The 23,953-nt window shown below is 73.7% G+C and carries 25 protein-coding genes and 1 riboswitch; of the genes, 9 read left to right on the top strand and 16 right to left on the bottom strand.

Annotated elements, in window-relative coordinates:
* The first annotated feature begins 15 nt into the window (after positions 1–15).
* Positions 16–1,188 (top strand): epoxide hydrolase family protein, encoded by a 1,173-nt coding sequence (locus tag ABZY33_RS04865; protein ID WP_356490032.1) that lies wholly within the window; start codon positions 16–18, stop codon positions 1,186–1,188.
* 3 nt (positions 1,189–1,191) lie between these two features.
* Here the strand turns inward: ABZY33_RS04865 and ABZY33_RS04860 are convergent, their stop codons facing one another.
* The 6 genes from ABZY33_RS04860 to ABZY33_RS04835 all read right to left on the bottom strand — a co-directional run bounded on the left by ABZY33_RS04860 (position 1,192) and on the right by ABZY33_RS04835 (position 7,548).
* Positions 1,192–1,797: a class F sortase gene (locus ABZY33_RS04860; protein WP_356490031.1), complete on the bottom strand. Its 606-nt coding sequence runs from the start codon at positions 1,795–1,797 to the stop codon at positions 1,192–1,194.
* 80 nt (positions 1,798–1,877) lie between these two features.
* Positions 1,878–2,249 (bottom strand): hypothetical protein, encoded by a 372-nt coding sequence (locus ABZY33_RS04855; RefSeq protein ID WP_356490030.1) that lies wholly within the window; start codon positions 2,247–2,249, stop codon positions 1,878–1,880.
* Positions 2,250–2,382: 133 nt separating this feature from the next.
* Positions 2,383–4,341, bottom strand: coding sequence for a HAMP domain-containing sensor histidine kinase (locus tag ABZY33_RS04850; protein ID WP_356490029.1), 1,959 nt, complete (start codon positions 4,339–4,341; stop codon positions 2,383–2,385).
* Positions 4,328–5,035 carry a response regulator transcription factor gene (locus ABZY33_RS04845; RefSeq protein ID WP_356490131.1) on the bottom strand — a complete coding sequence of 236 codons (708 nt, stop codon included), beginning with the start codon at positions 5,033–5,035 and terminating at the stop codon, positions 4,328–4,330. Before ABZY33_RS04845 ends, ABZY33_RS04850 begins: the two co-directional genes overlap by 14 nt.
* A 67-nt stretch (positions 5,036–5,102) precedes the next feature.
* Positions 5,103–6,011, bottom strand: a complete 909-nt coding sequence (locus ABZY33_RS04840; protein ID WP_356490028.1) for a methyltransferase — start codon at positions 6,009–6,011, stop codon at positions 5,103–5,105.
* A gap of 112 nt (positions 6,012–6,123) precedes the next feature.
* Entirely contained in the window at positions 6,124–7,548 is a 1,425-nt protein-coding gene (locus ABZY33_RS04835; RefSeq protein WP_356490027.1) for a cytosine permease, read from the bottom strand.
* A riboswitch (TPP riboswitch) is annotated at positions 7,540–7,640 on the bottom strand. It overlaps the preceding gene by 9 nt.
* 110 nt (positions 7,641–7,750) lie before the next feature.
* On the opposite strand from ABZY33_RS04835, the gene ABZY33_RS04830 reads away from it, so the two are divergent.
* Positions 7,751–8,452, top strand: coding sequence for an aspartate/glutamate racemase family protein (locus ABZY33_RS04830; protein ID WP_356490130.1), 702 nt, complete (start codon positions 7,751–7,753; stop codon positions 8,450–8,452).
* Positions 8,453–8,673: 221 nt separating this feature from the next.
* Positions 8,674–9,396, top strand: a complete 723-nt coding sequence (locus ABZY33_RS04825; RefSeq protein ID WP_356490026.1) for a DUF4097 family beta strand repeat-containing protein — start codon at positions 8,674–8,676, stop codon at positions 9,394–9,396.
* 17 nt (positions 9,397–9,413) lie between these two features.
* Here ABZY33_RS04825 and ABZY33_RS04820 read toward each other — a convergent pair whose 3' ends face one another.
* Positions 9,414–10,586 carry an alanine--tRNA ligase-related protein gene (locus ABZY33_RS04820; RefSeq protein ID WP_356490025.1) on the bottom strand — a complete coding sequence of 391 codons (1,173 nt, stop codon included), beginning with the start codon at positions 10,584–10,586 and terminating at the stop codon, positions 9,414–9,416.
* Positions 10,587–11,337: 751 nt separating this feature from the next.
* Between ABZY33_RS04820 and ABZY33_RS04815 the strand changes: the two genes are divergently transcribed.
* Positions 11,338–11,841 carry a hypothetical protein gene (locus tag ABZY33_RS04815; protein ID WP_356490024.1) on the top strand — a complete coding sequence of 168 codons (504 nt, stop codon included), beginning with the start codon at positions 11,338–11,340 and terminating at the stop codon, positions 11,839–11,841.
* Between the two features lie 33 nt (positions 11,842–11,874).
* On the opposite strand, the gene ABZY33_RS04810 is transcribed toward ABZY33_RS04815, so the two are convergent.
* Positions 11,875–13,878, bottom strand: a complete 2,004-nt coding sequence (locus ABZY33_RS04810; RefSeq protein ID WP_356490023.1) for a SpoIIE family protein phosphatase — start codon at positions 13,876–13,878, stop codon at positions 11,875–11,877.
* Between the two features lie 265 nt (positions 13,879–14,143).
* Between ABZY33_RS04810 and ABZY33_RS04805 the strand changes: the two genes are divergently transcribed.
* Positions 14,144–14,905, top strand: a complete 762-nt coding sequence (locus ABZY33_RS04805; protein ID WP_356490022.1) for a hypothetical protein — start codon at positions 14,144–14,146, stop codon at positions 14,903–14,905.
* A gap of 99 nt (positions 14,906–15,004) precedes the next feature.
* On the top strand, positions 15,005–15,445 hold the full coding sequence (locus ABZY33_RS04800; protein ID WP_356490021.1) for an SRPBCC family protein: 441 nt from the start codon (positions 15,005–15,007) through the stop codon (positions 15,443–15,445).
* Positions 15,446–15,525: 80 nt separating this feature from the next.
* On the opposite strand, the gene ABZY33_RS04795 is transcribed toward ABZY33_RS04800, so the two are convergent.
* Positions 15,526–15,843: a hypothetical protein gene (locus ABZY33_RS04795; RefSeq protein ID WP_356490020.1), complete on the bottom strand. Its 318-nt coding sequence runs from the start codon at positions 15,841–15,843 to the stop codon at positions 15,526–15,528.
* 31 nt (positions 15,844–15,874) lie between these two features.
* Positions 15,875–16,429, bottom strand: a complete 555-nt coding sequence (locus ABZY33_RS04790) for a DoxX family protein (RefSeq protein WP_356490019.1) — start codon at positions 16,427–16,429, stop codon at positions 15,875–15,877.
* A gap of 197 nt (positions 16,430–16,626) precedes the next feature.
* Here ABZY33_RS04790 and ABZY33_RS04785 point away from each other — a divergent pair, with 197 nt between their 5' ends.
* Together ABZY33_RS04785 and ABZY33_RS04780 are read left to right on the top strand one after the other, a co-directional pair.
* Positions 16,627–17,451 carry an aldo/keto reductase gene (locus ABZY33_RS04785; protein ID WP_356490018.1) on the top strand — a complete coding sequence of 275 codons (825 nt, stop codon included), beginning with the start codon at positions 16,627–16,629 and terminating at the stop codon, positions 17,449–17,451.
* Positions 17,452–17,510: 59 nt separating this feature from the next.
* Positions 17,511–18,530, top strand: a complete 1,020-nt coding sequence (locus tag ABZY33_RS04780; RefSeq protein WP_356490017.1) for an aldo/keto reductase — start codon at positions 17,511–17,513, stop codon at positions 18,528–18,530.
* Positions 18,531–18,572: 42 nt separating this feature from the next.
* Here ABZY33_RS04780 and ABZY33_RS04775 read toward each other — a convergent pair whose 3' ends face one another.
* A complete protein-coding gene (locus ABZY33_RS04775; RefSeq protein WP_356490016.1) occupies positions 18,573–19,229 on the bottom strand; it encodes a maleylpyruvate isomerase N-terminal domain-containing protein in 657 nt (218 codons plus the stop codon).
* 182 nt (positions 19,230–19,411) lie between these two features.
* On the opposite strand from ABZY33_RS04775, the gene ABZY33_RS04770 reads away from it, so the two are divergent.
* Positions 19,412–20,776 carry an FAD-dependent oxidoreductase gene (locus ABZY33_RS04770; RefSeq protein WP_356490015.1) on the top strand — a complete coding sequence of 455 codons (1,365 nt, stop codon included), beginning with the start codon at positions 19,412–19,414 and terminating at the stop codon, positions 20,774–20,776.
* A 72-nt stretch (positions 20,777–20,848) separates the two neighbouring features.
* On the opposite strand, the gene ABZY33_RS04765 is transcribed toward ABZY33_RS04770, so the two are convergent.
* The 5 genes from ABZY33_RS04765 to ABZY33_RS04745 all read right to left on the bottom strand — a co-directional run bounded on the left by ABZY33_RS04765 (position 20,849) and on the right by ABZY33_RS04745 (position 23,927).
* Entirely contained in the window at positions 20,849–21,268 is a 420-nt protein-coding gene (locus ABZY33_RS04765; RefSeq protein ID WP_356490014.1) for a hypothetical protein, read from the bottom strand.
* A 99-nt stretch (positions 21,269–21,367) separates the two neighbouring features.
* Positions 21,368–21,889 (bottom strand): peptide-methionine (S)-S-oxide reductase MsrA, encoded by a 522-nt coding sequence (gene msrA / locus ABZY33_RS04760; protein WP_356490013.1) that lies wholly within the window; start codon positions 21,887–21,889, stop codon positions 21,368–21,370.
* A 78-nt stretch (positions 21,890–21,967) separates the two neighbouring features.
* On the bottom strand, positions 21,968–22,570 hold the full coding sequence (locus ABZY33_RS04755; RefSeq protein WP_356490012.1) for a bifunctional 4-hydroxy-2-oxoglutarate aldolase/2-dehydro-3-deoxy-phosphogluconate aldolase: 603 nt from the start codon (positions 22,568–22,570) through the stop codon (positions 21,968–21,970).
* Positions 22,567–22,830 carry an HPr family phosphocarrier protein gene (locus ABZY33_RS04750; protein WP_356490011.1) on the bottom strand — a complete coding sequence of 88 codons (264 nt, stop codon included), beginning with the start codon at positions 22,828–22,830 and terminating at the stop codon, positions 22,567–22,569. The genes ABZY33_RS04755 and ABZY33_RS04750 overlap by 4 nt, the downstream gene beginning before the upstream one ends.
* Positions 22,827–23,927 (bottom strand): DgaE family pyridoxal phosphate-dependent ammonia lyase, encoded by a 1,101-nt coding sequence (locus ABZY33_RS04745; protein WP_356490010.1) that lies wholly within the window; start codon positions 23,925–23,927, stop codon positions 22,827–22,829. The genes ABZY33_RS04750 and ABZY33_RS04745 overlap by 4 nt, the downstream gene beginning before the upstream one ends.
* Positions 23,928–23,953 lie beyond the last annotated feature (26 nt).

Here is a 23,953-nt window from a genome sequence, read left to right as displayed (position 1 = left end):
GTTACCATGCGTCCCATGTCACACCCCTTGCCCCGCCCGGAGCCCTTCTCCCTGCGCACCGATCCCGCCGCGCTCGATGATCTGCGGGCGCGGCTGCGCGCCACGAACTGGCCGGACGCGCCCGAGGACGCGGGGTGGTCGCTGGGCACCGACGTCGGCTACCTCCGTGAACTGGTGGCCTACTGGGCGGACGGCTTCGACTGGCCGGCGCAGGAGGCGGCGCTCGCACGGCTGCCGCACTACCGTGTCCGGCTCGGCGGCCTGGGCATCCACTACGTGCACGCCCGCGCGGTAGCCCCGGCGGGGCCGGTCCTGCCGCTGGTCCTCAGCCACGGCTGGCCGGACTCGTTCTGGCGCTACTCGAAGGTCGTCCCGCTGCTCACCGATCCGGGGGCGCACGGCGGCGACCCGGCCGACGCGTTCGACGTGATCGTGCCCGACAACCCGGGCTACGGGTACTCCGACCGCCCCACCGGCGCGCCGCTCGCCTCCCCCGCCGTCGCGGGCCTGTGGGCCGAGCTCATGAGCGTCCTCGGCTACGAGCGTTTCGGCGCCGCGGGCGGCGACCTCGGCAGCCATGTCAGCCGCTACCTCGCGCTCGACCACCCCGAGCGGGTCGTGGCCGTCCACCGCACGGACGGCGGCCTGCCGGTCTTCGACGGCGACCCGGCGGACCTCACGCCGCCGGAGCGGGCCTGGTTCGAGGAGGTCGGGGTCTGGGGCCGGACCGAGGGGGCGTACGCGGCGATGCAGCGCACGAAGCCGCAGACCGCGGCCGTCGGACTGACCGATTCGCCGGCCGGGCTCGCCGCGTGGATCGTGGAGAAGCTCCGCGCGTGGAGCGACTGCGGCGGTGACATCGAGCGCAGCTTCACCAAGGACGAGATCCTCACCAACGTCACGCTCTACTGGCTGACCGGGACGATCGGCTCCGCGATGCGGATGTACCGCGCGAACGGGGCGATCGACCCCGCGCAGCTCACCCGCAGGGTCGAGGTCCCGTCCGGTTTCTCGATCTTCGCGGGGGACGTCGTCCGGCCGCCGCGTGCCTGGCTGGAGCGGACCACCAATCTGGTGCGTTTCACCGAGCCCGCCCGCGGCGGCCACTTCGCCGCGTTCGAGGAGCCCGAGCTGTACGCGCGGGAGCTGCGCGCGTTCTTCCGGCCGTACCGGGCGGCGGCCGGGTGAGGCTCAGCGGCCGGTGCGTTCCGCGTAGACGATGAGGTTGTCCACGGGGTGGCCCTGGGCGTCGAAGGTGCCGTCGCACGTGATCAGGCGCAGGGCGCGGGTGCGGGTGGCGCCGTAGACCTTCTGCGTCGGGAACGCTTTCTTGCTGACCGTCTCGGTGGCCGTGACCGTGAAGTGGGCCGTCGTGCCCGCCGCGTCGCGGACGGCGATGTCCGCCCCGGCGCGCAGCGCACGCAGGTCGTGGAAGACGGCCCGGCCGAACCGGGTGTCGTTGTGCCCGATGATCACGGCGGCTCCGCGTTCGCCCGGGACCGCGCTTCCGGTGTACCAGCCGGCGGTCCCGCCCTTCTCTGCGGGCGGGACCTCGACGGTGCCGTCCTCGTTCAGGCCGAGCGGGAGCAGGGCGCTGTCGACGCCGATGGCGGCGATTTTCACCCGCGCGGGGTCGGCGGGCCGGCCGGGCGCCGGGCCCGCGCCGGAGGAGGCGGGGTGCGGGACGCTGCTCGCGTCGCCGCTGATCCGTGCCCCGGCGCCCGATGAGCACCCGGTGAGCGAGACGAGGAGGGCAAGGAGGGACACGGCGGCCGCGCGCCGCCCGGGCTGGTGCACAACAGACTCCTGGGACGGGAAGAGGTGGCGCCGCCCGGCAGGGCGGGCGGCGCCGGGAAGCCGTCGGGGACGGCGGGTGCTCAGTGCTGCGCGGAGCGACGGCGCAGCACCACGGTGCCCGCGCCCGCGAGGAGCGCCGCCGCCGTGAGCGAACCGACGAGCGCCGTGGAGCCGGCGCCGCCGTCGGACGCCGGCCGCTCGCCCGCGGCCACGCCGCCGCGCGGCGCCTGCTTCGCCGCGGCGGCCCGCTTGCGCGCCGCGTCGGAGTCCCGGGCGGGGGCGGGGGACGCCGCCGTGCTGGGCTTCTGCGCGGCCGCGCGCTCGCTCGGCACCGGGGAGGGCGAGGTGTCGGAGGCGAGTGCGGTGCCGGCCGGGGCGAGCACGGCGGCGGTCACGGCGGCGCCGAGGGCGGCCGTGCGCAGGGACGGTCGGTGGAGCGGTCGGTGGAACACGGGTGACTCCCAAACCTAGGGACTCACGGCCGGCCGGCCGTGAGATGCCGACCGCCGGGCGGGGCCCCTCGGTCGACGGCCCCAGGCTCGCGTGGAGTTGTGAAGAACCTGTCAGACGGCTGTGGTCATCGCATCAGGGCCGCTCCGCGGGGGCCGGCCCGCCGAGCGGCAGCCGCAGCGTGAACACCGATCCCTCCCCCTCCGTGCTGGCCGCCGTCGCCGAACCCCCGTGCGCCTGGGCGAGTTTGCGCACGATCGACAGGCCGAGACCGCTGCCGCCCGTGCGCCGGTTGCGGGACTTCTCGGCGCGCCAGAACCGGTCGAAGACGTACGGCAGGTCGGCGGCGGCGATGCCGCTGCCGGTGTCGGCGACCTCCACCACGACCTCGTCGCCGGGGTCGGCCCGGGACGCGCGCAGGGTGACCGTGCCGCCGGGCCCGGTGTGGCGTATCGCGTTCGACACGAGGTTGGCGACGGCCTGCCGCAGCCGGACCGGATCGGCCGTCAGCTCCGGGACGGGCCCGGCCGGCCGGGCCACCGACAGCGTCACACCGGCCTTCTCCGCGCGGACGTGGTGGGCGGCCGCGACCTGGCCGAGCAGCTCCTGCACCCGCACCGGCCGCGGGTGCAGCCGCAGCGTGTCGGCGTCCGCGGCGGCGAGGTCCTGGAGGTCGTCGATGAGGTGCTGGAGCTGCACGGCCTCTTCGAGGAGCGAGTCGATGAAGGCCGGATCGGGTTCGGCGACACCGTCCTGCGCCGCCTCCAGCCAGCCGCGGATGGTGCTCAGCGGGGTCCGCAGCTCGTGGGCGACGTCGCTCACCATCGCCTTGCGCTGCTCCTCCAGGCGGGTGCGGTGAGCGGACATGTCGTTGAAGGCCGCCGCGAGCCGGCCGATCTCGTTGTCCGCCGTCACCGGCACCGGCTGCGTCGCCCGGCCGTCCTTGAGGCGCTGGGCCGCGCCGGTCAGGGCGTACAGCGGCCGGACGAGGCGGGTGCCGGCCAGGACGGACGCGCCCACGGTCAGGGCGAGGACGAGGGCGGCGACGCCCGCGATCTTCGCGGTGTTGCGCGGCGACAGGTCGAAGCCGGGCACGGTGGCGTCGCCCTGGTCGCCGATGAACAGGAGCACGGGCGCGGCGACGAACGAGGTGAGCTGTTCGCGGCGGGCCGTGCTCACACAGGACGCCACGGTGTGGTCGTCCTCCGGGCGCGCCGTCGAGGGGGCGGCGGGCACCGGGGACGGGACCGCCTGCTGAGCGGCCTCGGCGGCCTTCCTCTCCGCCGGCGCCGTCCCGTCCCGCCAGGTGAGGTCGAGCGCGAGGTCGACGCGGTGGTGGCGCTGACGGTTCAGGCAGGCATTGGTGAGCCGGGTCAGCGCGGTCAGGGCCTTGCTCTCGGTCGCCGTCGGCGCGTCGAGCGTCTGCGGCGCGCACTTGCGGTAGCCCGAGGCGTCGGAGCCGCTCCCGACCGTCTCCACCCGGGGGCGCCCGCTGGGGCCGACCACGATGTCTGCGCCGACCCCGACCGTGTGCAGGCACGACCGGTACCGCTCGGCGAGGCCGCGCAGCCGGTCCCGTTCCGTGGCGGGCAGCCGGAACGGGCCGACCGCGCGCGCGTCGATGCGGTCGGCCGCCGCGATCGGCGTGCCGGTGCGGTCCGGGGCCAGTGCCGTGTCCACGGAGAGCGGGTCGACGGTGGCGGATGCCTGGGCGGGCAGGGTGGCGGCCGGGGTGGGCCCGGCCTTGGAGTCGGCGAGCGGGCGGCGGGCCTGGGTGGTCAGGGTGATGTGCCGGCCGGTGGTGCGGGCGAGGTCGCGCACGGTCGCGTCGACGCCGTCCCAGCGGGGGTGCGTGGCGGCGTACCCGAGCAGCGTGTCGTAGATCCTGGTGTCGTCGGCGAGGTTCTGGCCCTGCTCCTGCCGGATGGCGCCGGACGTGGTCTGCACGGCGAGCCAGGCGGTCGCCGCAACCGAGCAGGTGGCGACCAGGACGGAGACGCCCAGGAGCCGGCCGCGCAGGCTCTTGCGCAGGGGCGGCCGGCCGGCGCGTGCCACCGTGCGGGCGCCGTCGTCGCCCCGGCTACGCCGACGCATCGCGGCCGCCCTTCGCGGGGTCGGTCAGTTTGTAGCCGACGCCGAACACGGTGAGCAGGCGTACGGGGCGGCGCGGGTGCGGCTCTATCTTCTTGCGGAGGTTCATGACGTGCACGTCGACCGTGCGGTCGCTGATGTACCGGTCGAACCCGTGCAGCTCCGCGAGGAGTTGCTGGCGGCCGAAGACCCGGCCGGGCTCCGCCGCCATCGCCGCCAGCAGCCGGAACTCGCCGGGCGTGCACTCCACCGGCGTCCCGTCGACCGACACCTCGTGCCGGTCGGGGTCGACGACCAGCGAGCCGACCCGCAACCGCGCGGACTCGGGTGCGGCCGGGCCGCTCCGGCGGGTGCGGCGCAGCAGCGTGCGCACCCGGGCCATCAGCTCGCGCGGGCTGTAGGGCTTCGTCATGTAGTCGTCGGCCCCGAGGTCGAGGCCGAGCAGCAGGTCGTCCTCGGTGCTGCGGGCCGTCAGCATCAGCACCGGGACCTCGCGCGCCTCGGCCCGCAGCACCCGGACGACGTCCAGGCCGTCGGCCCGCGGCATCATCACATCCAGGACGAGCAGGTCGGGTTCGCGCCGCCGGACCTCCTCGATGGCCCGGCGCCCGTCCGGGACGACGGTGACGGCGTAGCCCTCCCGCTCCAGGTAGCGGCGGACCAGTTCGGCCTGCTTCTCGTCGTCTTCGGCGACCATGACATATGCGCACACGCCGCCGATCGTAGGCGAGCCCGGGCGCGGCTCCGCCGGGCGCCGGGACGGTTCAGTGCCCGGCGGCCGCGGGGCGGCGGGCGAGGAACAGCTCGCGCGTCGAGCGCACCACGAGGTCGCCCCGGTGGCGCACGTCCTGTGCGCCGCCGTCCAGGAGGGTGTCGAGCGCGGCGAGATCGGCGGCGTCGACCAGGTCCGTGACGGCTTCGCGGATGCGGCGCAGCGCGAGGTAGGCGTAGCGTCCCGCGCCCGCGGGCAGCGGTGTCCGCGCGTCCAGGCGCAGTTCCTCGGCGTGGGCGTAGGCGATGCTGAAGCCGGCCGTCGTCAGCGCGCCGCGCCAGTCGGAGCCGAGGTGCGGCACGTGCTCGTGCTGGAGCGCGGTGAGCGCCTCGCGGCAGCGGGCTTCCAGTCCGGCGCGGTCCGGGACGGCGTCGTCGGGCAGGAACCGGGGCATCCCGTCCAGCTCGGCGACGGCCAGGAGGCCGCCCGGGCGCAGCGCGGCGAAGACCCCCTTCAGCGCCTCGACGGGGTCGTCCAGGTGGTGCAGGGAGGCCGAGGCCCAGACGAGGTCCGCGTCGCCGACGCCGGGCAGGCCCTGGCCCGCGTCGGCCTGGAGCGGCACGACCCGTGCGCCGAGGTTCCGGGCGGCGGCGGTGCGGGTCAGCCGCTCCAGCATGGCGGCGGAGCTGTCGACGGCGGTGACCGTGGCCCCGGGGAACCGGTCGAGCAGGGCGAAGGTGCCGGTTCCGCTGCCGGCGCCGATATCCACGATGTGCCGGACGCCGCCCGCCGACAGGTCCGCGATCTTGCGCGTCGTGGCGGCGAGGTGACCGGCGAACAGCTCGGCGTCGAGGTCGAGGATCTGGGCGAGCTCGTCGTCCTGCGGCGTCGCGTCGTGGGCGTGGGTGTGGGTGTGGGCGGAGGTTCCGTGGTGGTGACCTGCGGGTCCGGGGTGCGTCATGGGTTCGACGGTACGGGCGTTCCCCTTGGCGCATAAGGTCTTGCGCATAACGCAAGAAGGTTCCGGTTCCGGCGGCGCCGTACGCAAAAACCGCAGGTGGGCGCCGCACCTGTCAGCCCCTGCCGGTACTGCCGCTCTCCCGCAGCCCGAACGGCACGTAAACGGCGAGCGCGGTGACGAAGGCGACGTAGTAGCCGAGGTCCGCGCCGTGCAGCGCCTGTGCCACGGGGCCGACGTAGAGGCTCGTGTCCATGAACGGCACCGTGGCGGCGAACGCGGCCAGGAACGCCACCAGCGCGGGCAGGACCGGCTGCCGCCGGGCCTCCTCCGCCGCGAGGTCCACGGCGGCGCCCCCGCGCGCGCGGGCGCGGGCCCGCCAGTCGACGAGGACGACCGCGACGAAGCCGGGGATCCAGTACCCCACGAACAGGAGCACGTTCTGGAAGCGGGCGGCGGTGTCCGCGGCGTGCATCCACAGCACCAGCGGGAAGCCGAGGAGAGCGGCGAGCGCGGCGGCGAGGGGGCGCGGCAGGCGGACGCCGATCACCTGGAGGGCGAGGGAGCCGCTGTAGTCGTTCATCGCGTTGCTGCACAGCGCGGCCAGCGCCACGGCCAGGAGCCCGACCGAGCCGACCACTCCCCCGCCCAGCAGCGTGTCGACGCCCTGCGCGGTCTGGTCGGTGAAGACGGACGCGCCCCACAGTCCGAGGGCCTGCACCGCGGTGAACGACACGACGACACCGGCGAGCGTGCACCAGAACATGCGGGAGGCGGAGGTGGCCCGGGGCAGGTAGCGGCTGAAGTCGCTGGCGTAGGGGGCCCAGGAGAGCGTGAGGCTCAGCGCGATGGTGGTGGTCAGGGCGAACGCACCGAGCCGGTCGGCCCCGTGGGCGCTCCCGTGGCCGGCGGGGGTGACGCCCGCATGGGCCAGGCGCAGGGCCAGGGCGCAGAAGGCGACCGCGAGGACGGCCGTCATCCACTTCTGGAGGCGGTGGATCGCCTCATAACCCAGCGCGCCGAACGCCCCCTGGGCGGCCATCATCACGAGGGCCCCCAGCCAGAACGGCCAGCCGCACAGCCGGGCGAGCGCGTCCCCGCCGAACAGTCCGATGAGCGCGTCCCAGGCGATGGAGGACAGCCACTGGAGCGTGCCCGGCACGACGACCGCCCGGCCGAACGCCAGCCGGGCCAGCGGCAGTTGACCCGCGCCGGTGCGGCTGCCCCAGGTGCCGAGATAGGCGGTGGGCACGGCTCCGAGCACGGTGCCCAGGACGACGGCCGCCAGCGCGGTGGCGAAGTCCAGGCCCAGGGCGATGCCGACGGTGCCGGTGAAGACGCCGCTCATGGTCAGGTTCGGGGCGAACCACACGGTGAACAGCCGTCCGGCGCCACCGTACCGGTGGCTCCCGGGGACCGGGGCGATGCCGCGCGATTCCGGGCGCCAGTCCCCCGGCGCGGCGGGCATCCGCCCGTCGAAGGCGGTCGCGCCCGGCCGCGGGGCGGCATGCGGTTCCGTGGAAGCGTGCGGCATCGACATCGCTGACATCCCTCCGCCAGTGCTAACTGGTTCAGGTTCTACGGGTGTGATCTCAGCCCCGTCGCGGTCGCGGGGCACCCCGTGTCGGGCAGTACCGCTGCGAAGACTAACCGCTGCCCGGGTGGGCACCGTAGCCGCCCCCGACCGCTGCGATAAGGCTTGCTTATACCCTGCCCGGCACGCGTAGAGTCCGCTTATGCGTATGAGGACCATCGGGCTGATCGGCGGCATGAGCTGGGAGTCGACGGCGGAGTACTACCGGCTGCTGAACGAGCTGACGCGCGAGCGGCTCGGCGGGCTGCACTCCGCTCCGTGCGTGCTGTACTCCGTGGACTTCGCGGAGATCGAGCGATTGCAGGTCGTGGGGGACTGGGAGGCCGCGGGCCGGATCCTCGCCGAGGCCGCCCGGCGCCTCGAAGCGGCCGGTGCGGAGCTGTTGCTCCTGTGCACGAACACGATGCACAAGGTCGCCGACCAGGTGCAGGCCGCCACGGCCGTCCCCCTGCTCCACCTGGCCGACGCGACTGCGGGCGCCGTGCGAGCGGCGGGGCTGGAGCGGGTGGGTCTGCTCGGCACCGCGTTCACCATGGAGCAGGACTTCTACCGGGGCCGGCTCGCACAGGCGGGCCTCGACGTGCTCGTCCCCGACGAGGCCGGGCGGGCCCTCGTCCACCGGGTGATCTACGAGGAGTTGTGCCTCGGCGTGGTCCGTGACGCGTCGCGCACCGCGTACCAGGAGGTCATCGCCGGGCTGGTCGCGTCCGGTGCCCAAGGGATCGTCCTGGGCTGCACCGAGATCGAGTTGCTGATCGGGGCGCAGGACAGCCCCGTCCCCGTCTTCCCCACGGCGCGGCTGCACGCGCAGGCGGCGGTGCGCGAAGCGCTGGGCGACGGTACTCCTTGAACCGCCGTCTCCACGTTTGGACCTCCCGGTTGAGGGGAGTCCGTGCGACGGCGGTCCCGATCCGAGTCCCTCCCGGGAGGGTTCGGCAGTGAGCCCGCCGCCCCGCTCTCCGCACTTATGGGCGGAGAGCGGGGCGCCTGCGCCCGCTCTACGGGTGAGCAAGGCGCCGTTCGGGGCAGTTGGTCGGGATGAAGGCTGCGATGAAGTCATCCTCCCGGCGCTTGGCCGCCGGAGCCGTCGGGTTCGCCGTGCTTCCTCTTCTGGCCGGGTGCGCAGGAGGCGGCGAGCGGCCCCGGTCCCCGGCCGAGGGCGTCGCGCCGGCCGTCTCGGGTCTGCGGCTGACGGTCACCACGGACAACGGTGTGCGCCTGCGGCCGACGGACGGTGACCGGGTGGGCGTCGATCCGGCCGTGGCCCACCACTGGTCCCGCCAGGGCCGCACCCAGGTGCTCGATCTGTCGTGCCGCGGGCACGGCCGGCCGTGCCCGCGCATGCCGGAGATCGACGTGCCCGCCGACACCGCGGTGACCGTCACCGCCCGCAACGCCGGCATCGACGCCGCCGGAGTCACCGGCGCCCTGGACCTCACCACCGTCAACGGCGATGTGACGGTGGCCGGTTCGGGCACGAAGGACGCGGCGCTGCGGCTCACGACGCGCAACGGCTCCGTGCGGGCCACCACGCTCCGCGCCGGCGGCCTGTACGCCCGGACGGTCAACGGCGACGTCACGCTCGACTGCGCCACCGCCCCGCGTCAGGTCTCGGGCCGGACCGTCAACGGCTCCGTGGACGTCACCGTCCCGCACGGCTCCCCCGCCTACCGGGTGCGGGCCACGACCGACAACGGCCGCCCCGCCCCCGCGGTACCCACCGAGGGCGCCCGGCCCGACCGCACCATGACCCTCACCACGGTCAACGGCGACGTCCGGGCCGCCCGCGACTGACCCCGCCCCGGCCCGCCCTACGAGTCCTGCGGCCGCAGGCTCAGCACCAGGTCCCGGGGCAGCCCGTGCGTGTCGTGCAGGTAGTGCAGCTCCTCCTCGCCGAGCGGGCCCCGGAAGCGGGGACGGGCGAGCACCTGCCGGCCGCGTTCGAGGAGACGGCGGAAGCGGCGCTCCTCGTCGAGCAGGACCCGGCGCACGTCGTCGGGGTCCGTCGGCTGCCCGAAGTGGTCGCGCGTGTGCCCGTACAAATCGCCCGGCAGGTCCCCCAGTCGCCGCGTGGGATCGTCGCGCCACAGCACGGTGAGGACACGGCGCACCAGCCGGCGCAGCACGTACCCGCGGCCGGTGTTGCCGGGGCGCACCCCGTCCCCGACGACCACCATGGCCGAGCGCAGATGGTCGCAGACGAGGCGGGAGGACGGCTCGTCGAGGTGCCAGAGGCCGGGGACGCGCTCCCGCCAGGGGGTGAAGACATCGCATTCGAACACCGAGGTTCTGCCCTGGAGCAGTCCGGCCAGCCGTTCCACGCCGAGCCCGGTGTCCACGTTGCGCTGCGGCAGCGGGACGAGTGAGCCGTCGGGCAGCCTGCGGTGACGCATCATCACGTGGTTCCACACCTCGACCCAGCGTTCGTCGCCGGTGGGCGTCGATCGCGGGGGTGTGTCCCCGGTCCACAGGAAGATCTCCGAGTCGGGTCCGCAGGGGCCGGCCGGCCCGTTGGACCACCAGTTGTCCTCGACGGTCTGTTCCACCGGAACCCCGCGCTCCTGCCACACCCGCAGGGAGTCCCGGTCCGGGCCCACCTGCTCGTCGCCGCCGAAGACCGTGGCGTGGAGCAGCCCGGGGTCGATGCCGAGCCCTTCGGTCAGCAGGTCGTAGCCCCATTCGAGGCTTTGCGGGCCCTCGTAGTCGCCGAGCGACCAGGTGCCGAGCATCTCGAAGACCGTCAGATGGGTGGGGTCGCCGACCTCGTCGACGTCCGTGGTGCGCAGACAGCGCTGCACGTTGACCAGACGCCGCCCCAGCTCGTGCGGGCGCCCCTCCAGGTACGGGGTGAGCGGGTGCATGCCGGAGGTGGTGAAGAGGACGGGGTCGCCGGGTGGCGGCAGCAGCGTCGAGCCGGTGACGCGGCGGTGACCGCGCTCCTCGTAGTACTCGATGAACGTGCGCAGGACGGTATCGGTCTGCATGGGGTGCTCCTTCGCGGTTGAGCGGGGAGGCACCGGACACGGGTCCGCACGAGCGTCGGGAACCGGGGGGAAGCCTTGCGGAACTGCCACGGAACCATCGGCGGGCCGTCTCCGGTCGCCGAGGGAAGTGAAGGTCAGGCGGCGGCAACCGGCGAGCTGGTCGCTCGCGCGGTCGCGGTGCGGGTGCGCATGGCCGTGACGTTCATGCGCACCACCGTAACGCGGGCCGCGCGGGTGCACACCTGGTTTTCGGCCCGCGCCCGCACGCCGGGCACCGCGGCCCGTTCCCCGGCGCGCCGCACGACATGCAGGGGACGACATGCATGACAGGGGTCGGATCGGGTAGAACGGTCGGTGCTCGCCTGGACTGTTCCAGGGAGAACCACAAGCAACACCGACCCTGGAGGTAGCGATGTCCTCGAAGCGACGCCGTAAAAAGAAGGCCCGCCGCAAGAACGGCGCCAACCACGGCAGCCGTCCCCAGTCCTGAGGGGCGGCTCGACGAGAGGCGGGACGGCACCCAGGTGCCGTCCCGCCTCTTTCTGTCCGCCCACTCGGCACCCCCCTTTGCCGGTTCTTTTCTTTTCGTCGCACAACCCTTTCCGGTAGGCATACGGCATCAGCGCGGGCGCAATTTCTCTGCTTTTCCTGGAACTGATGCGGCGCGCACGCCATCTTTCCCTGTGACCGAACCGCCCGGACTCTTCTTTCCGGGCCACCGAGTACGTTCTTCGACGGGGAAGGCACCACCATGCGCAAGAATGTTCGTCACCGTTTCATCGCCGCCGGAGGCGTCGCCGCGCTCCTGGCCCTGGGCGCCGTCTCCCCGGCGCTCGCCGGCACCGGCGGGAGCAGGACACACACCGTCGCGGCGGCGAGCGCGGCCGCGAAGGGCGACCCGCGCAGCACCACCGACCGCGTCGCCAACTTCTACGGCGCGTACATCGACGCCATGTGGGACAACGAGGACGCGGGTGCCGCCGCCGACGCCAAGGCGCTGCGCGGTTTCTACCTCTCCGCCGCCGCGCGGAAAAAGGTCGCGGATTACGAGGCCCGGGAACACGCGAACGGAATTCTCTTCGCACAGAATGTTCCGGTGAAGTGGTCGGTGGCGTACGACGGTTCGGGCGGCGGGCATTCCATGACGCTGGTGACGCTCACGTGGAACGACGGAGCGGGCGCCGACACCAGCACGATCAAGGTCGAGTCCGATCTGGCCACCCGGAAGATCATCGACCTGGCCCCGGTCGGCTGAGCCGCGCGGGGGCTCTCAGCCGTCCGAGGGCTCTCAGCCGTCCGGGACGACGAAGTCGCACCAGACGGCCTTGCCCTCGCCGCGCGGCTCGACGCCCCAGTTCGAGGCGAGCGCCTCCACCATGAGCAGCCCCCGCCCCGAGGTGGCGGTCTCCCCCGGCGACCTGCGGCGCGGGCGCGTACTGGAGCGGTCCTTCACCCACAGGCGGACCCGGCACGGCGGGCCGGAGAGCACTTCGAGGGTGAGGATGGCGCCGCCCTCGGTGTGCAGGAGGGCGTTGACGAGCAGTTCGCCCGCCGCCACCTCGACGTCGTCGGCGACCGCACCGAGCCCCCACGACGCGAGGTGTTCGCGCAGCGCCGCCCGGGTGTCGGCGAGCCCCTCGGGGTCGGCCTGGTGGACGTAGCGGTGGACGCGCGGCTCCTGGGGGGTGCCGGGGTCGGGGAAGCGGCGCAGCACCAACAGGGCCACGTCGTCGGTGCTGCCCCACCGCTCCCACAGGGCGCGCGAGAGGTGGTCCGCCAGCTCCTCGGCCGGTTCGGGCCCCGCGCGCAGCACCTCGGCGAGGTTCTGGATGCCGGTGTCGAGGTCGAGCGCCGAGTCCTCCACGAGCCCGTCCGTGCACAGCACGAGCGTCTCGCCGGGCACGAGGTCGAGCCGCACCTCGGGGTAGTCCTCCATGCCGAACTCGGTGGCGAGGCCCAGCGGCAGCCCGCCCCGCACCCGCGGTACCCCCACCCGGCCGTCGACGTGCCGCACCAGGGGCGGCAGGTGCCCGGCGCGGACGGCGCGCACGATGCCGGTGGCCGGGTCGAACTGGCCGTAGGTGCAGGTCGCGAACCGGTCGGTGTCCAGCTCGGCGAGGAACCGCGAGGTGCGGGAGAGCACCGTCGCGGGCGAGTGTCCCTCGCCGGCGAAGGCGCGCAGGGCGATGCGCAGCTGTCCCATGATGGCCGCGGCGTGGGTGTCGTGTCCCTGGACGTCGCCGACGACGACGCCGATGCGGCCGCGGGGCAGGGCGATGACGTCGTAGAAGTCCCCGCCGACATCGCGTCCGCCCCAGGCCGCGTGGTAGCGGACGGCGACCTCGGCGTCGGTGACCTCGGGCAGATCGCGCGGGAGCATCGTGGACTGCAGGCTCTTGGCCAGGTCCCGCTCCTCGTCGAAGAGCATGGCGCGCTGCAGTGACTGGGCGACGATGCCGGACAGGCCGATGCACAGGTTGCGGTCCGCGTCGGTGAACTGTTTGCGGCCGCGGTAGAACAGGGCGAGGCCGCCGATGGCGCGGTCCTGCGCCACCAGGGGCAGGAAGGCCGCCGAGTCCAGCTTCATCTCCTCGATGTAGGGGCCGAGGCGGGTGAAGGTCCGGGCGAGGGCGGGCAGCGAACTCATGAAGCGGGGCTGCCGGCTCAGGACCGCCTGGGCCAGCGGCACCGAGGCGTCGACCTTGTGCAGCTTGAGTTCGTCGAGCGCCTGCATCGTCTGGCCGACGAGGGCGATCAGCTTCAGGTGGTCCCCTTCGACGAGGCCCAGGACGAGGCCGTCGGCGGCGAACCGGTCGAGTCCGCTCGCGCCCGACAGGACAGCCACCACGTCGTCGACGGTGACCGCGCGGGACAGGGCGTCCGTGGTGCCCTGCACCATCAGGGCGATGCCCTGGCGGCGCTCCTCGCGGGGGTCGACGGCCGCGAGCTCCTCGCTGTCGTCCGAGGCGGGCCGCAGCAGCCCCACGGCGCGCACGGGCCCGCCGTCCTCGTCCCGCAGGACGTGGCCGCGGGCGTGGCAAAGGTGGAGCGCGCCGTCTCGGCGACGGACCCGGAAGTAGACCCCGTAGCGGTCGGCGCCGGAGGTGATGGCCTCCGTGACCGCGAAGGTGATCCGGACGATCTCCTCGGACGACACGCTCGGCTGCAACGCCGACACCGTGCCGCCGAAGGCGGCGGGGTCGAGGTCGAGCAGCGCGAGGGCAGCGGCGTCGAGGCTGACCTCGCCGCTCTCCAGGTCCCAGTCGAAACTGCCGGTACCGGTCAGGGACATGCGCTGTTCCAGACCGATGGGGGACTTCCGTGACTTCCTGGCTGACGTCATCGCTCTCTCCGGTCTGCCGCTCGGCCACCATAAGCGCCCCGGGCGCCGGGCGCGCGGCCACAGCGGTGCGCACCCGCCCCACCCGCCCCGGGAAAGTGGGAAACGCCCTTCCGGTGAGGTGTCGGGCACTTCGGGTAAGCGGGGCGTTCCGCGGCCCCGACGGTCGCGGCACGAGCGGAGGGCCGTCCGGGCCCTTCGGGAGGGAGCGGGATCCATGCGAGTCCGTAGCGTGATGACGGCGGCGGTCACCGGAGCGGCCTTACTGGCGGTGGCGGGGTGCGGGAGCGGTGACGGCGGCGACGACAAGCCCTTCGCGGGCAAGAGCGCCGACCGGATCGCCGCCGACGCGGTCAAGGCCACCGAGCAGGCCGACTCGATGCACATGAAGGGCACGGTCCGGCCGTCCGGGTCCGCCGGTTCGCCGGGGGCCGCGGTCACCGTCGACCTCTCGGTGGACCAGCGCAAGAACTGCGCCGGGACCATCCGTACGGGCGGCGCCGACGCGGACGTGCGGCACACGGACGCCACGATGTACCTGCGGGGCGACGAGGAGTACTGGCGGAACGCCCTCAAGAAGCAGCCCGGCGGCGACAAGATCGTGCCCGAGGTGGCCGACAAATGGGTGAAGACGCCGGCCGACGACGCGATGGTTCAGGGGCTCTGCGACAAGCAGGGGCTCGTGGCGTCCATGGACGAGAACAAGTCGGAGCGCACCGGCATGAAGAAGGGCTCGACGACCACGGTCGACGGCGCCGAGGCGATCCGGCTGACGAAGAAGACCGCGAGCGGCGAGACGCTCACTCTGTACGTGGCCACGAAGGGCAAGCCGTACATCCTGCGGACGACGTCGAGCGGTGGCAAGGATCCCAACACGACCACCTTCAGCGACTACGGCAAGCCGGTGCGCCCGCAGGCGCCGGCCGACGGCGAGACCGTCGACCTCAAGGAGCTGGCCGCGGCCGCGCAGAAGGCGTGACGCCGCCGCGCGTGCTCTCGCCCCGAAGGGGTAGCGGAGCCCCGTGCCGCGCGGGCCACAGCCGCCCGTGACCGCCCGTTTCTCAGGAAAGAGGTGCGCATGTCCGCGTCCCTGCTCGAGTCCGTCGACCTCCAGGCCCCCGTCTCCGTCGCCTGGGAGCTGTGGAGCGATGTGTCCCGGTGGCCCGCGTTCCTCAGCCACGTACGCCTGGTCGAGCCGCTGGACGGGCGGCGTTTCGCCTGGCAGCTGGAGCTGCCGGGGGCGGACAAGAACTTCGTCGCCGAACTCACCGAGGTGGTGCCGCAGGACCGGATCGCCTGGCGCACCGTCGAGGGCGTGGACCACGCCGGGGTGGTGACCTTTCACCGGCTCAGCGACACCACCAGCCGGGTGACGCTCCAGATCGAGTACGACCCGCAGGGTTTCGTGGAGCGTCTGGGCGCCCTGACCAATCTCGACTCCACGCTCGCCAACTACGATCTCGGCGAGTTCCAGAAGCTCGCCGAGACGGTGGCCGCTCAGCGGCCGGCACAGGGCTGATACGACCCCGCGGCGCCCGTCCCCCCGGAGGGGACGGGCGCCGCGGGGTGTCAGCGTTCTTCTGCGCCGGACGGGAGGCGTCAGGCGGGGTTGTCGATCCCGGTCACGGCCGGTGGGCCCAGCGGGGCGTCGTCCGGGCCGAACCCCGCGCCGCGCAGCGCCTCCGCGGCGGTCCGCTCGGCCTTGTGCTGCGCCTCCTCCCCCGCCCCGGCCTCCACGTCCAGCCGCATGCTGAAGGTGTTGTCGTCGTTGACGGTGAGCACGTCGAGGTCCTCCTCACGGCCCAGCTCCGTCTGGTGGGGGTCCGCGGGCCGCAGGCGGCGGGCGATGTCGGCCCGGGCCTTGTCGTCCGCGTCGCGCAGGAACGTCCCCGGAATGGTGATGACAAAGGTGGTCACGGAAGAGTCCTTCCTTGTTTCGGTCTCCGGCTCAGAGGTGGTCGGAGACGGCCTGGCGGGCGGTCGACGGGAGGGCGCGCACGGCCCCGGTCGCCTCGCGCAGGGTGTGCGCGGCGTCCCGCTGCGCCCGCCGGGCGGTCTTGCGGCCGCTCGTCGCCGCGCCCCGGGTGCGGTAGGCCAGTGACGGCTTCCCGTGGGTGTCGGCGGCGGCGATGAGCAGGCCGCCGAAGAGGGAGAGGTTCTTCATGAACTGCGTGCGCTGCTGGGCGCGCCGCTCGGGGTCCTCCTCCTTCCACCAGGCGTGGCCGGCGAGCGTCGTCGGCACGAGGGAGCCCGCGAGCGCGAGGGAGGCCACGCGGGGCCACCTCCCGGCCGCCAGCAGCACCCCGGCGCCGACCTGCACCGCCGCGTTGATCCTGACCAGTTGTTCCGGGTCCTCGGGGAGCCGCGGGATGCGGGCCGCGAGGGGCGCCGCCACCGGTTCGGCGGCGGGCGCGACGCGCTTGGGGTCGCGGAGCGTGGAGAGCCCGCCGGTGACGAAGACCGAAGCGAGCAGGGGACGTGCGGCTTTCCTCAGTACGGTCATGCCCGGTCGCGTTCCCCGACTTCACGCCCTCAGTCCGCGCAGTTGCGGCGGCCGCCGCGGCCAGGGGCGCAGCGTGCGGCACGCGCCACTAGCCCGCGTTTGCATTTAACCCGCGTGCGCAACTACCGTGGTCACTCGTCAGCCCCGTCGCCGCACGCGTCGCGCGGCACGTTCGCACCACACCAGGGACGTTCCTCATGCCCACCATCCCCACCGTCACCCTCAACAACGGCGTCACCATGCCGCAGCTCGGTTTCGGCGTCTTCCAGGTCCCCGACGAGGAGACCACCGCCGCCGTGCGCACCGCCCTCGAAGCCGGGTACCGCAGCATCGACACCGCCGCGGTCTACGGCAACGAGAGCGGCGTCGGCCGGGCCCTCGCCGACTCCGGCATCGCCCGCGACGAGCTGTTCGTCACCACCAAGCTGTGGAACGCCGACCAGGGGTACGACGCGGCGCTCGCCGCCTTCGACAGCTCCCTGGAGAAGCTGGGCCTCGACCACGTCGACCTGTACCTGATCCACTGGCCGACTCCGGCCCGCGACCTCTACCCGGACACCTGGCGCGCCCTGGAGAAGCTCCTCGCCGACGGGCGCACCCGCGCCATCGGCGTCTCCAACTTCCAGCCGGCCCACCTGGAGCGGCTGCTCGCCGGCGCCTCCGTCGTCCCGGCCGTCAACCAGATCGAGCTCCACCCGGGCCTGCAGCAGCGGGAGCTGCGCGAGTTCCACGCCCGGCACGGCATCGTCACCGAGGCGTGGAGCCCGCTCGCGCAGGGCGCCGTGCTGACGGACGAGGCCGTCACCACGATCGCCGCCCGGCACGGTAAGAGCCCGGCCCAGGTGGTCCTGCGCTGGCACCTGCAGCTGGGCAACGTGGTGATCCCCAAGTCGGTGACCGAGTCCCGCATCCGCGAGAACCTCGCCGTCCTCGACTTCGAGCTGAGCCCGCAGGAGCTGGAGGCGCTCGCCGCGGCCGACCGCGGTCTGCGCACCGGCCCGGACCCCGACACCCTCAACTGACCACCCCGGACTCCCCCGCCCCCACCCTTCCCCCACGCAGTACGGATCGAGGCATCACCATGAGCATCCGCTCCCTGCTGCCGGGCCGCATCGGCTTCGGCACCGCACCCCTCGGCAACATGTTCCGCGCCATCCCCGACGAGGAGGCGGCGGCCACCGTCCAGGCCGCCTGGGACCAGGGCATCCGTTACTTCGACACCGCGCCGCTGTACGGGGCGGGCCTCGCGGAGCTGCGGCTCGGCGACGTCCTCTCCCGGCAGCCGCGCGAGGAGTACGTGCTCTCCACCAAGGTCGGCCGGGTCATCCTCGACGAGGTCGAGGACCCCGCGGGCCGCGCGCTCGGCGAGAAGGGCGCCCTGTTCGAGCACGGCCGCCGCAACAAGATCGTCAACGACTACAGCGCCGACGCGACGCTGCGCTCGGTCGAGGACAGCCTCACGCGCCTGAAGACCGACCGCCTCGACATCGTCTGGGTGCACGACATCGCCCAGGACTTCTACGGTGACGCGTGGGTCGCGCAGTACGAGAGCGCCCGCACCGGCGCCTTCCGCGCCCTGACCCGGCTGCGGGACGAGGGCGTCATCAAGGCCTGGGGCATCGGCGTCAACAAGGTCGAACCGCTGGAGATGACGCTGGAGCTGGAGGAGCCGCGCCCCGACGCGTTCCTGCTCGCGGGCCGCTACACCCTGCTCGACCACGAGCGCGCCTTGCAGCGGCTGCTGCCGGCCGCCGCCGAGCAGGACGTGGACATCGTCGTCGGCGGCCCCTACAGCTCCGGCATCCTCGCGGGCGGCAGCCACTTCGAGTACGGCGACGCCCCCGCCCACATCGTCGAGAAGGTCGGCCTGATCAAGGCGCTCGCCCAGGAGCACGGCATCGGCATCAAGTCCGCTGCCCTGCAGTTCGTGCTCGCCCACCCGGCCGTCGCCGCGGTCATCCCCGGCGCGACGCGGCCCGACCGGATCGCCGAGGACCTCGGCGCGCTCGCCCAGGAGGTCCCGTACGCCTTCTGGAAGGCCCTGCGCGAGCGGGGCGTCCTCGCGCACCGGGCGCCGGTGCCCGTGCAGGACGCGGCGTGAGCGCTCGTACCTCCGTCGGCGCACCGCGCCGCGCCGGCCGCCTCAGCCGAGGATGAGCGGGATCCTCGGCCCGGCCGCGGCCAGAGCCGCCGCCTGCGCCTGGGTCGGCGCCAGGCGGCCCGTGCCGATGAGCAGGGCGTCGAGGTCCGGGCAGGCGGCCGGGAACGGGGCACCGGCGATCTCCTCCAGGGCGGCGCGCGCCACCGCGAGGATCTCCGGGTCGGGCCCGGGCGCCGCCGGCAGGTGGGCGACGAGGTCGAGGTGGTGCAGGGACCATTCGAGGACGTACGCCGACAGGTAGTCGGCGACGGTCAGCGCCTTGCCCTGGGTGGCGACCCGGGCGGCCGGGTCGGCGAGCCCGGCGGCGCGGCCCGCGGCGGACCCGACGTCGTCGAGGTGGAACGTGAGCAGGCGCGGCTCGCCGTAGGCCGCGGCCAGCCGGGGGATCAGCGCGTCCAGGGGGTCATCGCCGGCCGGAGGCGTGTCGCCGACGTCCCAGTAGCCCGCGGCGTCCACCGTGGGCTCGGCCCCGGCGGGCGTGACCAGGGTGATCAGGACGTCCTGGGCGTCGATGACCAGGTGGCAGACGAGGTCGCGCACGAGCCACCCGGCGCAGCCGGAGGGCCTCGCGAAGTCGTCCTCGGCCAGGCCGGCGACCGCGGCGCGCAGGTCCGCCCAGGAGCGGGAGAAGGAGTCCACCCGGGCACGGTAGGGCTCCGCGTCGATCCCGCGCCAGTCGTTCCGGAGCGCTTAAGCGATCCTATGGCAGCCCATAACCCGGCCTTATGAGCCCATAGACCGGACCCGCCTGCCAACTAAGGCTAGCCTTACTTTAAGATTCTCTCGAGTACTCCGCTTTTTCCTTCGAAGGGAACCTGAACATGCCTCGCCCTCTGCGGGTCGCCATTGTCGGAGCGGGCCCCGCCGGCATCTACGCCGCCGACGCTCTGCTGAAGTCCGCAGCGGCCGTCGAACCCGGCGTGTCCATCGACCTGTTCGAGCGCATGCCCGCTCCCTTCGGCCTCATCCGGTACGGCGTCGCCCCCGACCACCCGCGGATCAAGGGCATCGTCACCGCCCTGCACCAGGTGCTCGACAAGCCGCAGATCCGCCTCTTCGGCAACGTCGACTACCCGCGCGACATCGACCTCGACACGCTGCACAGCTTCTACGACGCGGTCGTCTTCTCGACCGGCGCCACCGCCGACCGGCACCTCGACATCCCGGGCCTCGGACTCGACGGTTCGTACGGCGCCGCGGACTTCGTCTCCTGGTACGACGGGCACCCCGACGTCCCGCGGAGCTGGCCGCTGGACGCGGAGAAGGTCGCCGTCCTCGGCGTCGGCAACGTCGCGCTCGACGTCGCGCGCATCCTCGCCAAGACCGCCGAGGAGCTGCTGCCGACCGAGATCCCGCCGAACGTGCACGAGGGCCTGCAGGCCAACAAGGCCCGCGAGATCCACGTGTTCGGCCGCCGCGGGCCCGCGCAGGCGAAGTTCAGCCCGATGGAGCTGCGGGAGCTGGACCACTCCCCCACCATCGAAGTCGTCGTCAACCCCGAGGACATCGACTACGACGAGGGCTCGATCGCGACGCGCCGCGCCAACAAGCAGGCCGACATGGTCGCCAAGACCCTGGAGAACTGGGCGATCCGCGACGTCGGCGAGCGCCCGCACAAGCTGTTCCTGCACTTCTTCGAGTCGCCCACCGAGATCCTCGGCGAGGACGGCAAGGTCACCGCGCTGCGCACGGAGCGCACCGAGCTGGACGGCACCGGCAACGTCAAGGGCACCGGCGCCTTCACTGACTGGGACGTCAGCGCCGTCTACCGCGCCGTCGGGTACCTCTCCGACGAGCTGCCCAAGCTCCCCTGGGACGTCGCCTCCGGCACGGTCCCCGACGAGGGCGGCCGCGTGATCCAGGAGAACGGCGAGCACCTGCGGTCCACGTACGTCACCGGGTGGATCCGGCGCGGTCCGATCGGGCTCATCGGCCACACCAAGGGCGACGCCAACGAGACCGTCGCCAGTCTGCTGGACGACCACGACAACGGGCGGCTGCGCACCCCCGCGTCCCCCGACCCCGAGGCCGTCGACGCATTCCTGGGCGAGCGCGGCGTCCGCTACACCACGTGGGAGGGCTGGTACCGGCTCGACGCCGCCGAGAAGGCGCTCGGGGAGCCGCAGGCGCGCGAGCGCGTCAAGATCGTCGAGCGCGACGAGATGCTCGACGCGAGCGGTGCCTGACCGGAGCCGCGCCCGACCCCTGAGCAGCGCGAAGCCCCCCGCCATGGTGCATGGCGGGGGGCTTGGTCGTTCTCAGGCCGGTTCGTCGGCGGGCGTCACCCGCCGGTAGGCGGCGCGCGCGTGCAGGACCCGGCCCGCGACCGTGCCGAGGACCGCGGCGGCCAGCAGACACGCCATCCACCCGGCGTCCCGGTGCCCGGCCCAGGAGAGTTCACCGGTCGGCTCGGTGCCGACCACGTTCAGGCAGGTCCAGCAGAGCAGCGCGGTGCCGGGTGCGGCGACGAAGCGGCCCCGCATCCCGAGCAGCGCCGCCAGCAGCGAGAGCACGAGGAGCGCGAGCCCCGTACGGTCGAGGAAACCGAGCAGGTGGAGCAGGCCCACGAGCACGAACGCGCCCAGGTACGCGGCGGTCCAGATGAGCGGTGTCGCCCACGGTTCCGGGACCTGCCGCACACCGTGGTTGATCCGTCGCCACTCCACCGCTCCGGCCATCGCCGACTCCCTCCCGCGCACCGCACACGACCGGGGCGCGGCGGCCGACCCCCTCGAACGGCGCCCCGCAGAACGCTACCGTCCCGCGGGGCCGCGGCGTCAGCCGGTGGCCGACTCCGCCCGCTTCGGCAGCTTCCACCCCGGCCGCGGGAAGTGGCAGGTGTAGCCGTCCGGGTAGCGCTCCAGGTAGTCCTGGTGCTCCGGTTCGGCCTCCCAGAAGTCGCCGAGCGGCGCCACCTCGGTGACCACCTTGCCCGGCCACAGCCCGCTCGCGTCGACGTCGGCGATGGTCTCCTCGGCCACCGCGCGCTGCGTCTCGTCGGCGTAGAAGATGGCCGAACGGTAGCTGCGGCCGATGTCGTTGCCCTGACGGTCCCGGGTCGTCGGGTCGTGGATCTGGAAGAAGAACTCCAGCTGCTCCCGGTAGCTGGTGACCGCCGGGTCGAAGACGATCTCGATCGCCTCGGCGTGGTCCCCGTGGTTGCGGTAGGTGGCGTTCGGGGTGTCGCCGCCGCTGTAGCCCACGCGCGTGGAGACGACGCCCGGCTGCTTGCGGATCAGGTCCTCCATGCCCCAGAAGCAGCCTCCGGCCAGCACGGCCCTCTCGGTTCCCACGGTCATGCGAAACTCCTGCCCACGTCGGTACGGACGGCCCCGCTCCTGCTGTTCGGACCGCAGGAGCTGTAACGCACGAGGACGTCAGCCGATTCCCTCCCTCAACCGCGCCACGTTGGCCGCCACGTCGCCCGTCGTCAGATCGCTGCCGATGCTGACGAGGAAGGCGCCCGCGGCCAGCCACCGCGCCGCGTTGTCGACGGTGACCCCGCCGGTGGCCGCGATGCGGGCACCGGGCAGGACCGAGAGCACCGACTTCAGGTACGGGATGCCCCCGACGTGGGCCGGGAAGAGTTTCGCCACGCCCCGGCCGGCCGCGGTGCGCAGCTCACTCGGGGTGAGACCGCCCTCGATGAGGAGCGTGCCCGCGGCGTCCGCGACCGGACGCACCTCGGGGACCTGGAACGGGCTGACGAGGAACTGGGCGCCGGCCGCGAGCGCCCGCTCGGCGACCGCGGGCGAGGTGACGGTGCCGAGCCCGAGCGTGACCTCGGGCGCCTCGCGCGACCAGGTCTCGACGAGGCGCTCCCAGCCGGGGGTGGTGGCGGTGAACTCGAAGGCGGTGATGCCGCAGCCGGCCAGGGTGCGGGCGACGCGGTCGGCGGCGTCGGCGTCGGCCTCGCGCACGGTCGGGGTGGCGCGGGCCAGGCGCAGCCGCTCGATCACCTCGGTGGCGGGGCGCGTCATGCCGGGTCCGCGATGCGGGCGAGCGCGTCCAGGGTGGACTCGGCGTCGGTGCCGCTGGCGCGCAGCACGATGGCGTCGCCGCAGCGGATGTTGAGGGTCATCAGCGACAGCACGCTGCGGGCGGGGACCTCCCGGCCGTCCTCGCGGGCGACGGTGACCTCGGCCTCGCTGCGGGCGGCGGTCTGGGCGAAGGCGGCGGCGGGGCGGGCGTGCAGCCCGGCCTCCTCGGTGACGATCAGGCGGCGTTCGACGACGGTCATCGGCCTTCCCCCTGGAGCAGTGCGGTCAGCTGGGCCACGAGACGCTCCTCCTCGTCGGGGCGCAGCGGCCGCGGGTCGATGTACAGGCGGCCGGTGGCGGCGTGGTGGTCGCGCAGGTGGACGCCGCGCGCGGCGAGTTCGGCGGCGAGGCGCCCCGCGTCGCGCCCGGCCTCGCCAGGGTCCACGGTGAGTTCGGTGCGGTGGATGGCGCGGCCGGCCTCGTCGCTGACGACGCGGGTGGTGAGGCCGGGCAGGCCGGCGAGGCGCCCGGCGAGCCGCTCCATCCGCGCGCGGTGGTCACCGGCGGGTGTGGTCCCGTACTCGCGCAGGGCCTGGACGAGGCCGAAGAGGGTCTCCTTGCCGACCTTCATGGGCCGGGCGACCCCGTTGTACTGGGCCCGGCAGGCGGCCATGCGCTCGGCGCTGCCGCAGATGATGCCGGAGGTGGGCCCGCCGACGGCCTTGCCGCCGCTGTAGACGACGAGGTCGGCGCCGGTGGCGGGCCAGTGGCGCAGGTCCTCTTCGGCGGCGGCGTCGACGATCACCGGGATGCCGTGGCGGCGGCCGGTCTCGACGGTCTCCGCGAGGGTGACCATGCCCTTCTGCACGGCGTGGTGCGACTGGACGTAGAGGAGGGCGGCGGTGCGGGGGCCGATCGCGCCGGAGAGGTGGGCGGCGGTGACCTTGTTCGCCGAGCCGACCTCCACGGGGCGGCCGCCGCCGAGGGCGATCATCTGGCGGACGGGGGCGCCGAAGTGGACGGAGTGGCCGCGCGGCAGGATCACCTCGCACGGCGCGTCGCCGGGGTCGGGCAGCGCCTCGATGCGGGAGAGGTCGGTGCCCGCGACGACGGAGGCGACGGCGATGGCGATGCCGGAGGCGGCGCCGGTGGTGGGACAGCCGTCCTCGGTGCCGGTGGCGCGGGCGATCTCGCGGCCGACGGCGCGCATCAGGTCGTCCATGACGACGTGGTGGCGGGCCGCCTCGCCCATGGCGGCGATGACGCCTTCGCCGAGGACGCTGCCGCCCAGGGCGGTCATCTTGCCGCTGGCGTTGACGGCGGGCGGGACGCCGAGGTCCTGGTGGAGAGAGTGCACGTGATGTCCTTGAACTGGGTTGCGGG

The sequence above is a fragment of the Streptomyces sp. NPDC006552 genome (genome assembly GCF_040611655.1).
Lineage (GTDB): Bacteria > Actinomycetota > Actinomycetes > Streptomycetales > Streptomycetaceae > Streptomyces.
The sequence above is the reverse complement of the archived record's forward strand: the minus strand, read 5'-3'. Positions and strand labels throughout refer to the sequence as shown.

Excerpts from the sequence above, each read along its gene's own strand:
- ABZY33_RS04865 (WP_356490032.1), top strand. The coding sequence starts at position 16 with ATGTCACACCCCTTGCCCCGCCCGGAGCCCTTCTCCCTGCGCACCGAT.
- ABZY33_RS04850 (WP_356490029.1), bottom strand. The coding sequence starts at position 4,341 with ATGCGTCGGCGTAGCCGGGGCGACGACGGCGCCCGCACGGTGGCACGC.
- ABZY33_RS04845 (WP_356490131.1), bottom strand. The coding sequence starts at position 5,035 with ATGGTCGCCGAAGACGACGAGAAGCAGGCCGAACTGGTCCGCCGCTAC.
- ABZY33_RS04840 (WP_356490028.1), bottom strand. The coding sequence starts at position 6,011 with ATGACGCACCCCGGACCCGCAGGTCACCACCACGGAACCTCCGCCCAC.
- ABZY33_RS04835 (WP_356490027.1), bottom strand. The coding sequence starts at position 7,548 with ATGTCGATGCCGCACGCTTCCACGGAACCGCATGCCGCCCCGCGGCCG.
- ABZY33_RS04830 (WP_356490130.1), top strand. The coding sequence starts at position 7,751 with ATGAGGACCATCGGGCTGATCGGCGGCATGAGCTGGGAGTCGACGGCG.
- ABZY33_RS04820 (WP_356490025.1), bottom strand. The coding sequence starts at position 10,586 with ATGCAGACCGATACCGTCCTGCGCACGTTCATCGAGTACTACGAGGAG.
- ABZY33_RS04815 (WP_356490024.1), top strand. The coding sequence starts at position 11,338 with ATGCGCAAGAATGTTCGTCACCGTTTCATCGCCGCCGGAGGCGTCGCC.
- ABZY33_RS04810 (WP_356490023.1), bottom strand. The coding sequence starts at position 13,878 with ATGTCCCTGACCGGTACCGGCAGTTTCGACTGGGACCTGGAGAGCGGC.
- ABZY33_RS04805 (WP_356490022.1), top strand. The coding sequence starts at position 14,144 with ATGCGAGTCCGTAGCGTGATGACGGCGGCGGTCACCGGAGCGGCCTTA.
- ABZY33_RS04800 (WP_356490021.1), top strand. The coding sequence starts at position 15,005 with ATGTCCGCGTCCCTGCTCGAGTCCGTCGACCTCCAGGCCCCCGTCTCC.
- ABZY33_RS04790 (WP_356490019.1), bottom strand. The coding sequence starts at position 16,429 with ATGACCGTACTGAGGAAAGCCGCACGTCCCCTGCTCGCTTCGGTCTTC.
- ABZY33_RS04785 (WP_356490018.1), top strand. The coding sequence starts at position 16,627 with ATGCCCACCATCCCCACCGTCACCCTCAACAACGGCGTCACCATGCCG.
- ABZY33_RS04780 (WP_356490017.1), top strand. The coding sequence starts at position 17,511 with ATGAGCATCCGCTCCCTGCTGCCGGGCCGCATCGGCTTCGGCACCGCA.
- ABZY33_RS04770 (WP_356490015.1), top strand. The coding sequence starts at position 19,412 with ATGCCTCGCCCTCTGCGGGTCGCCATTGTCGGAGCGGGCCCCGCCGGC.
- ABZY33_RS04765 (WP_356490014.1), bottom strand. The coding sequence starts at position 21,268 with ATGGCCGGAGCGGTGGAGTGGCGACGGATCAACCACGGTGTGCGGCAG.
- msrA (WP_356490013.1), bottom strand. The coding sequence starts at position 21,889 with ATGACCGTGGGAACCGAGAGGGCCGTGCTGGCCGGAGGCTGCTTCTGG.
- ABZY33_RS04755 (WP_356490012.1), bottom strand. The coding sequence starts at position 22,570 with ATGACGCGCCCCGCCACCGAGGTGATCGAGCGGCTGCGCCTGGCCCGC.
- ABZY33_RS04750 (WP_356490011.1), bottom strand. The coding sequence starts at position 22,830 with ATGACCGTCGTCGAACGCCGCCTGATCGTCACCGAGGAGGCCGGGCTG.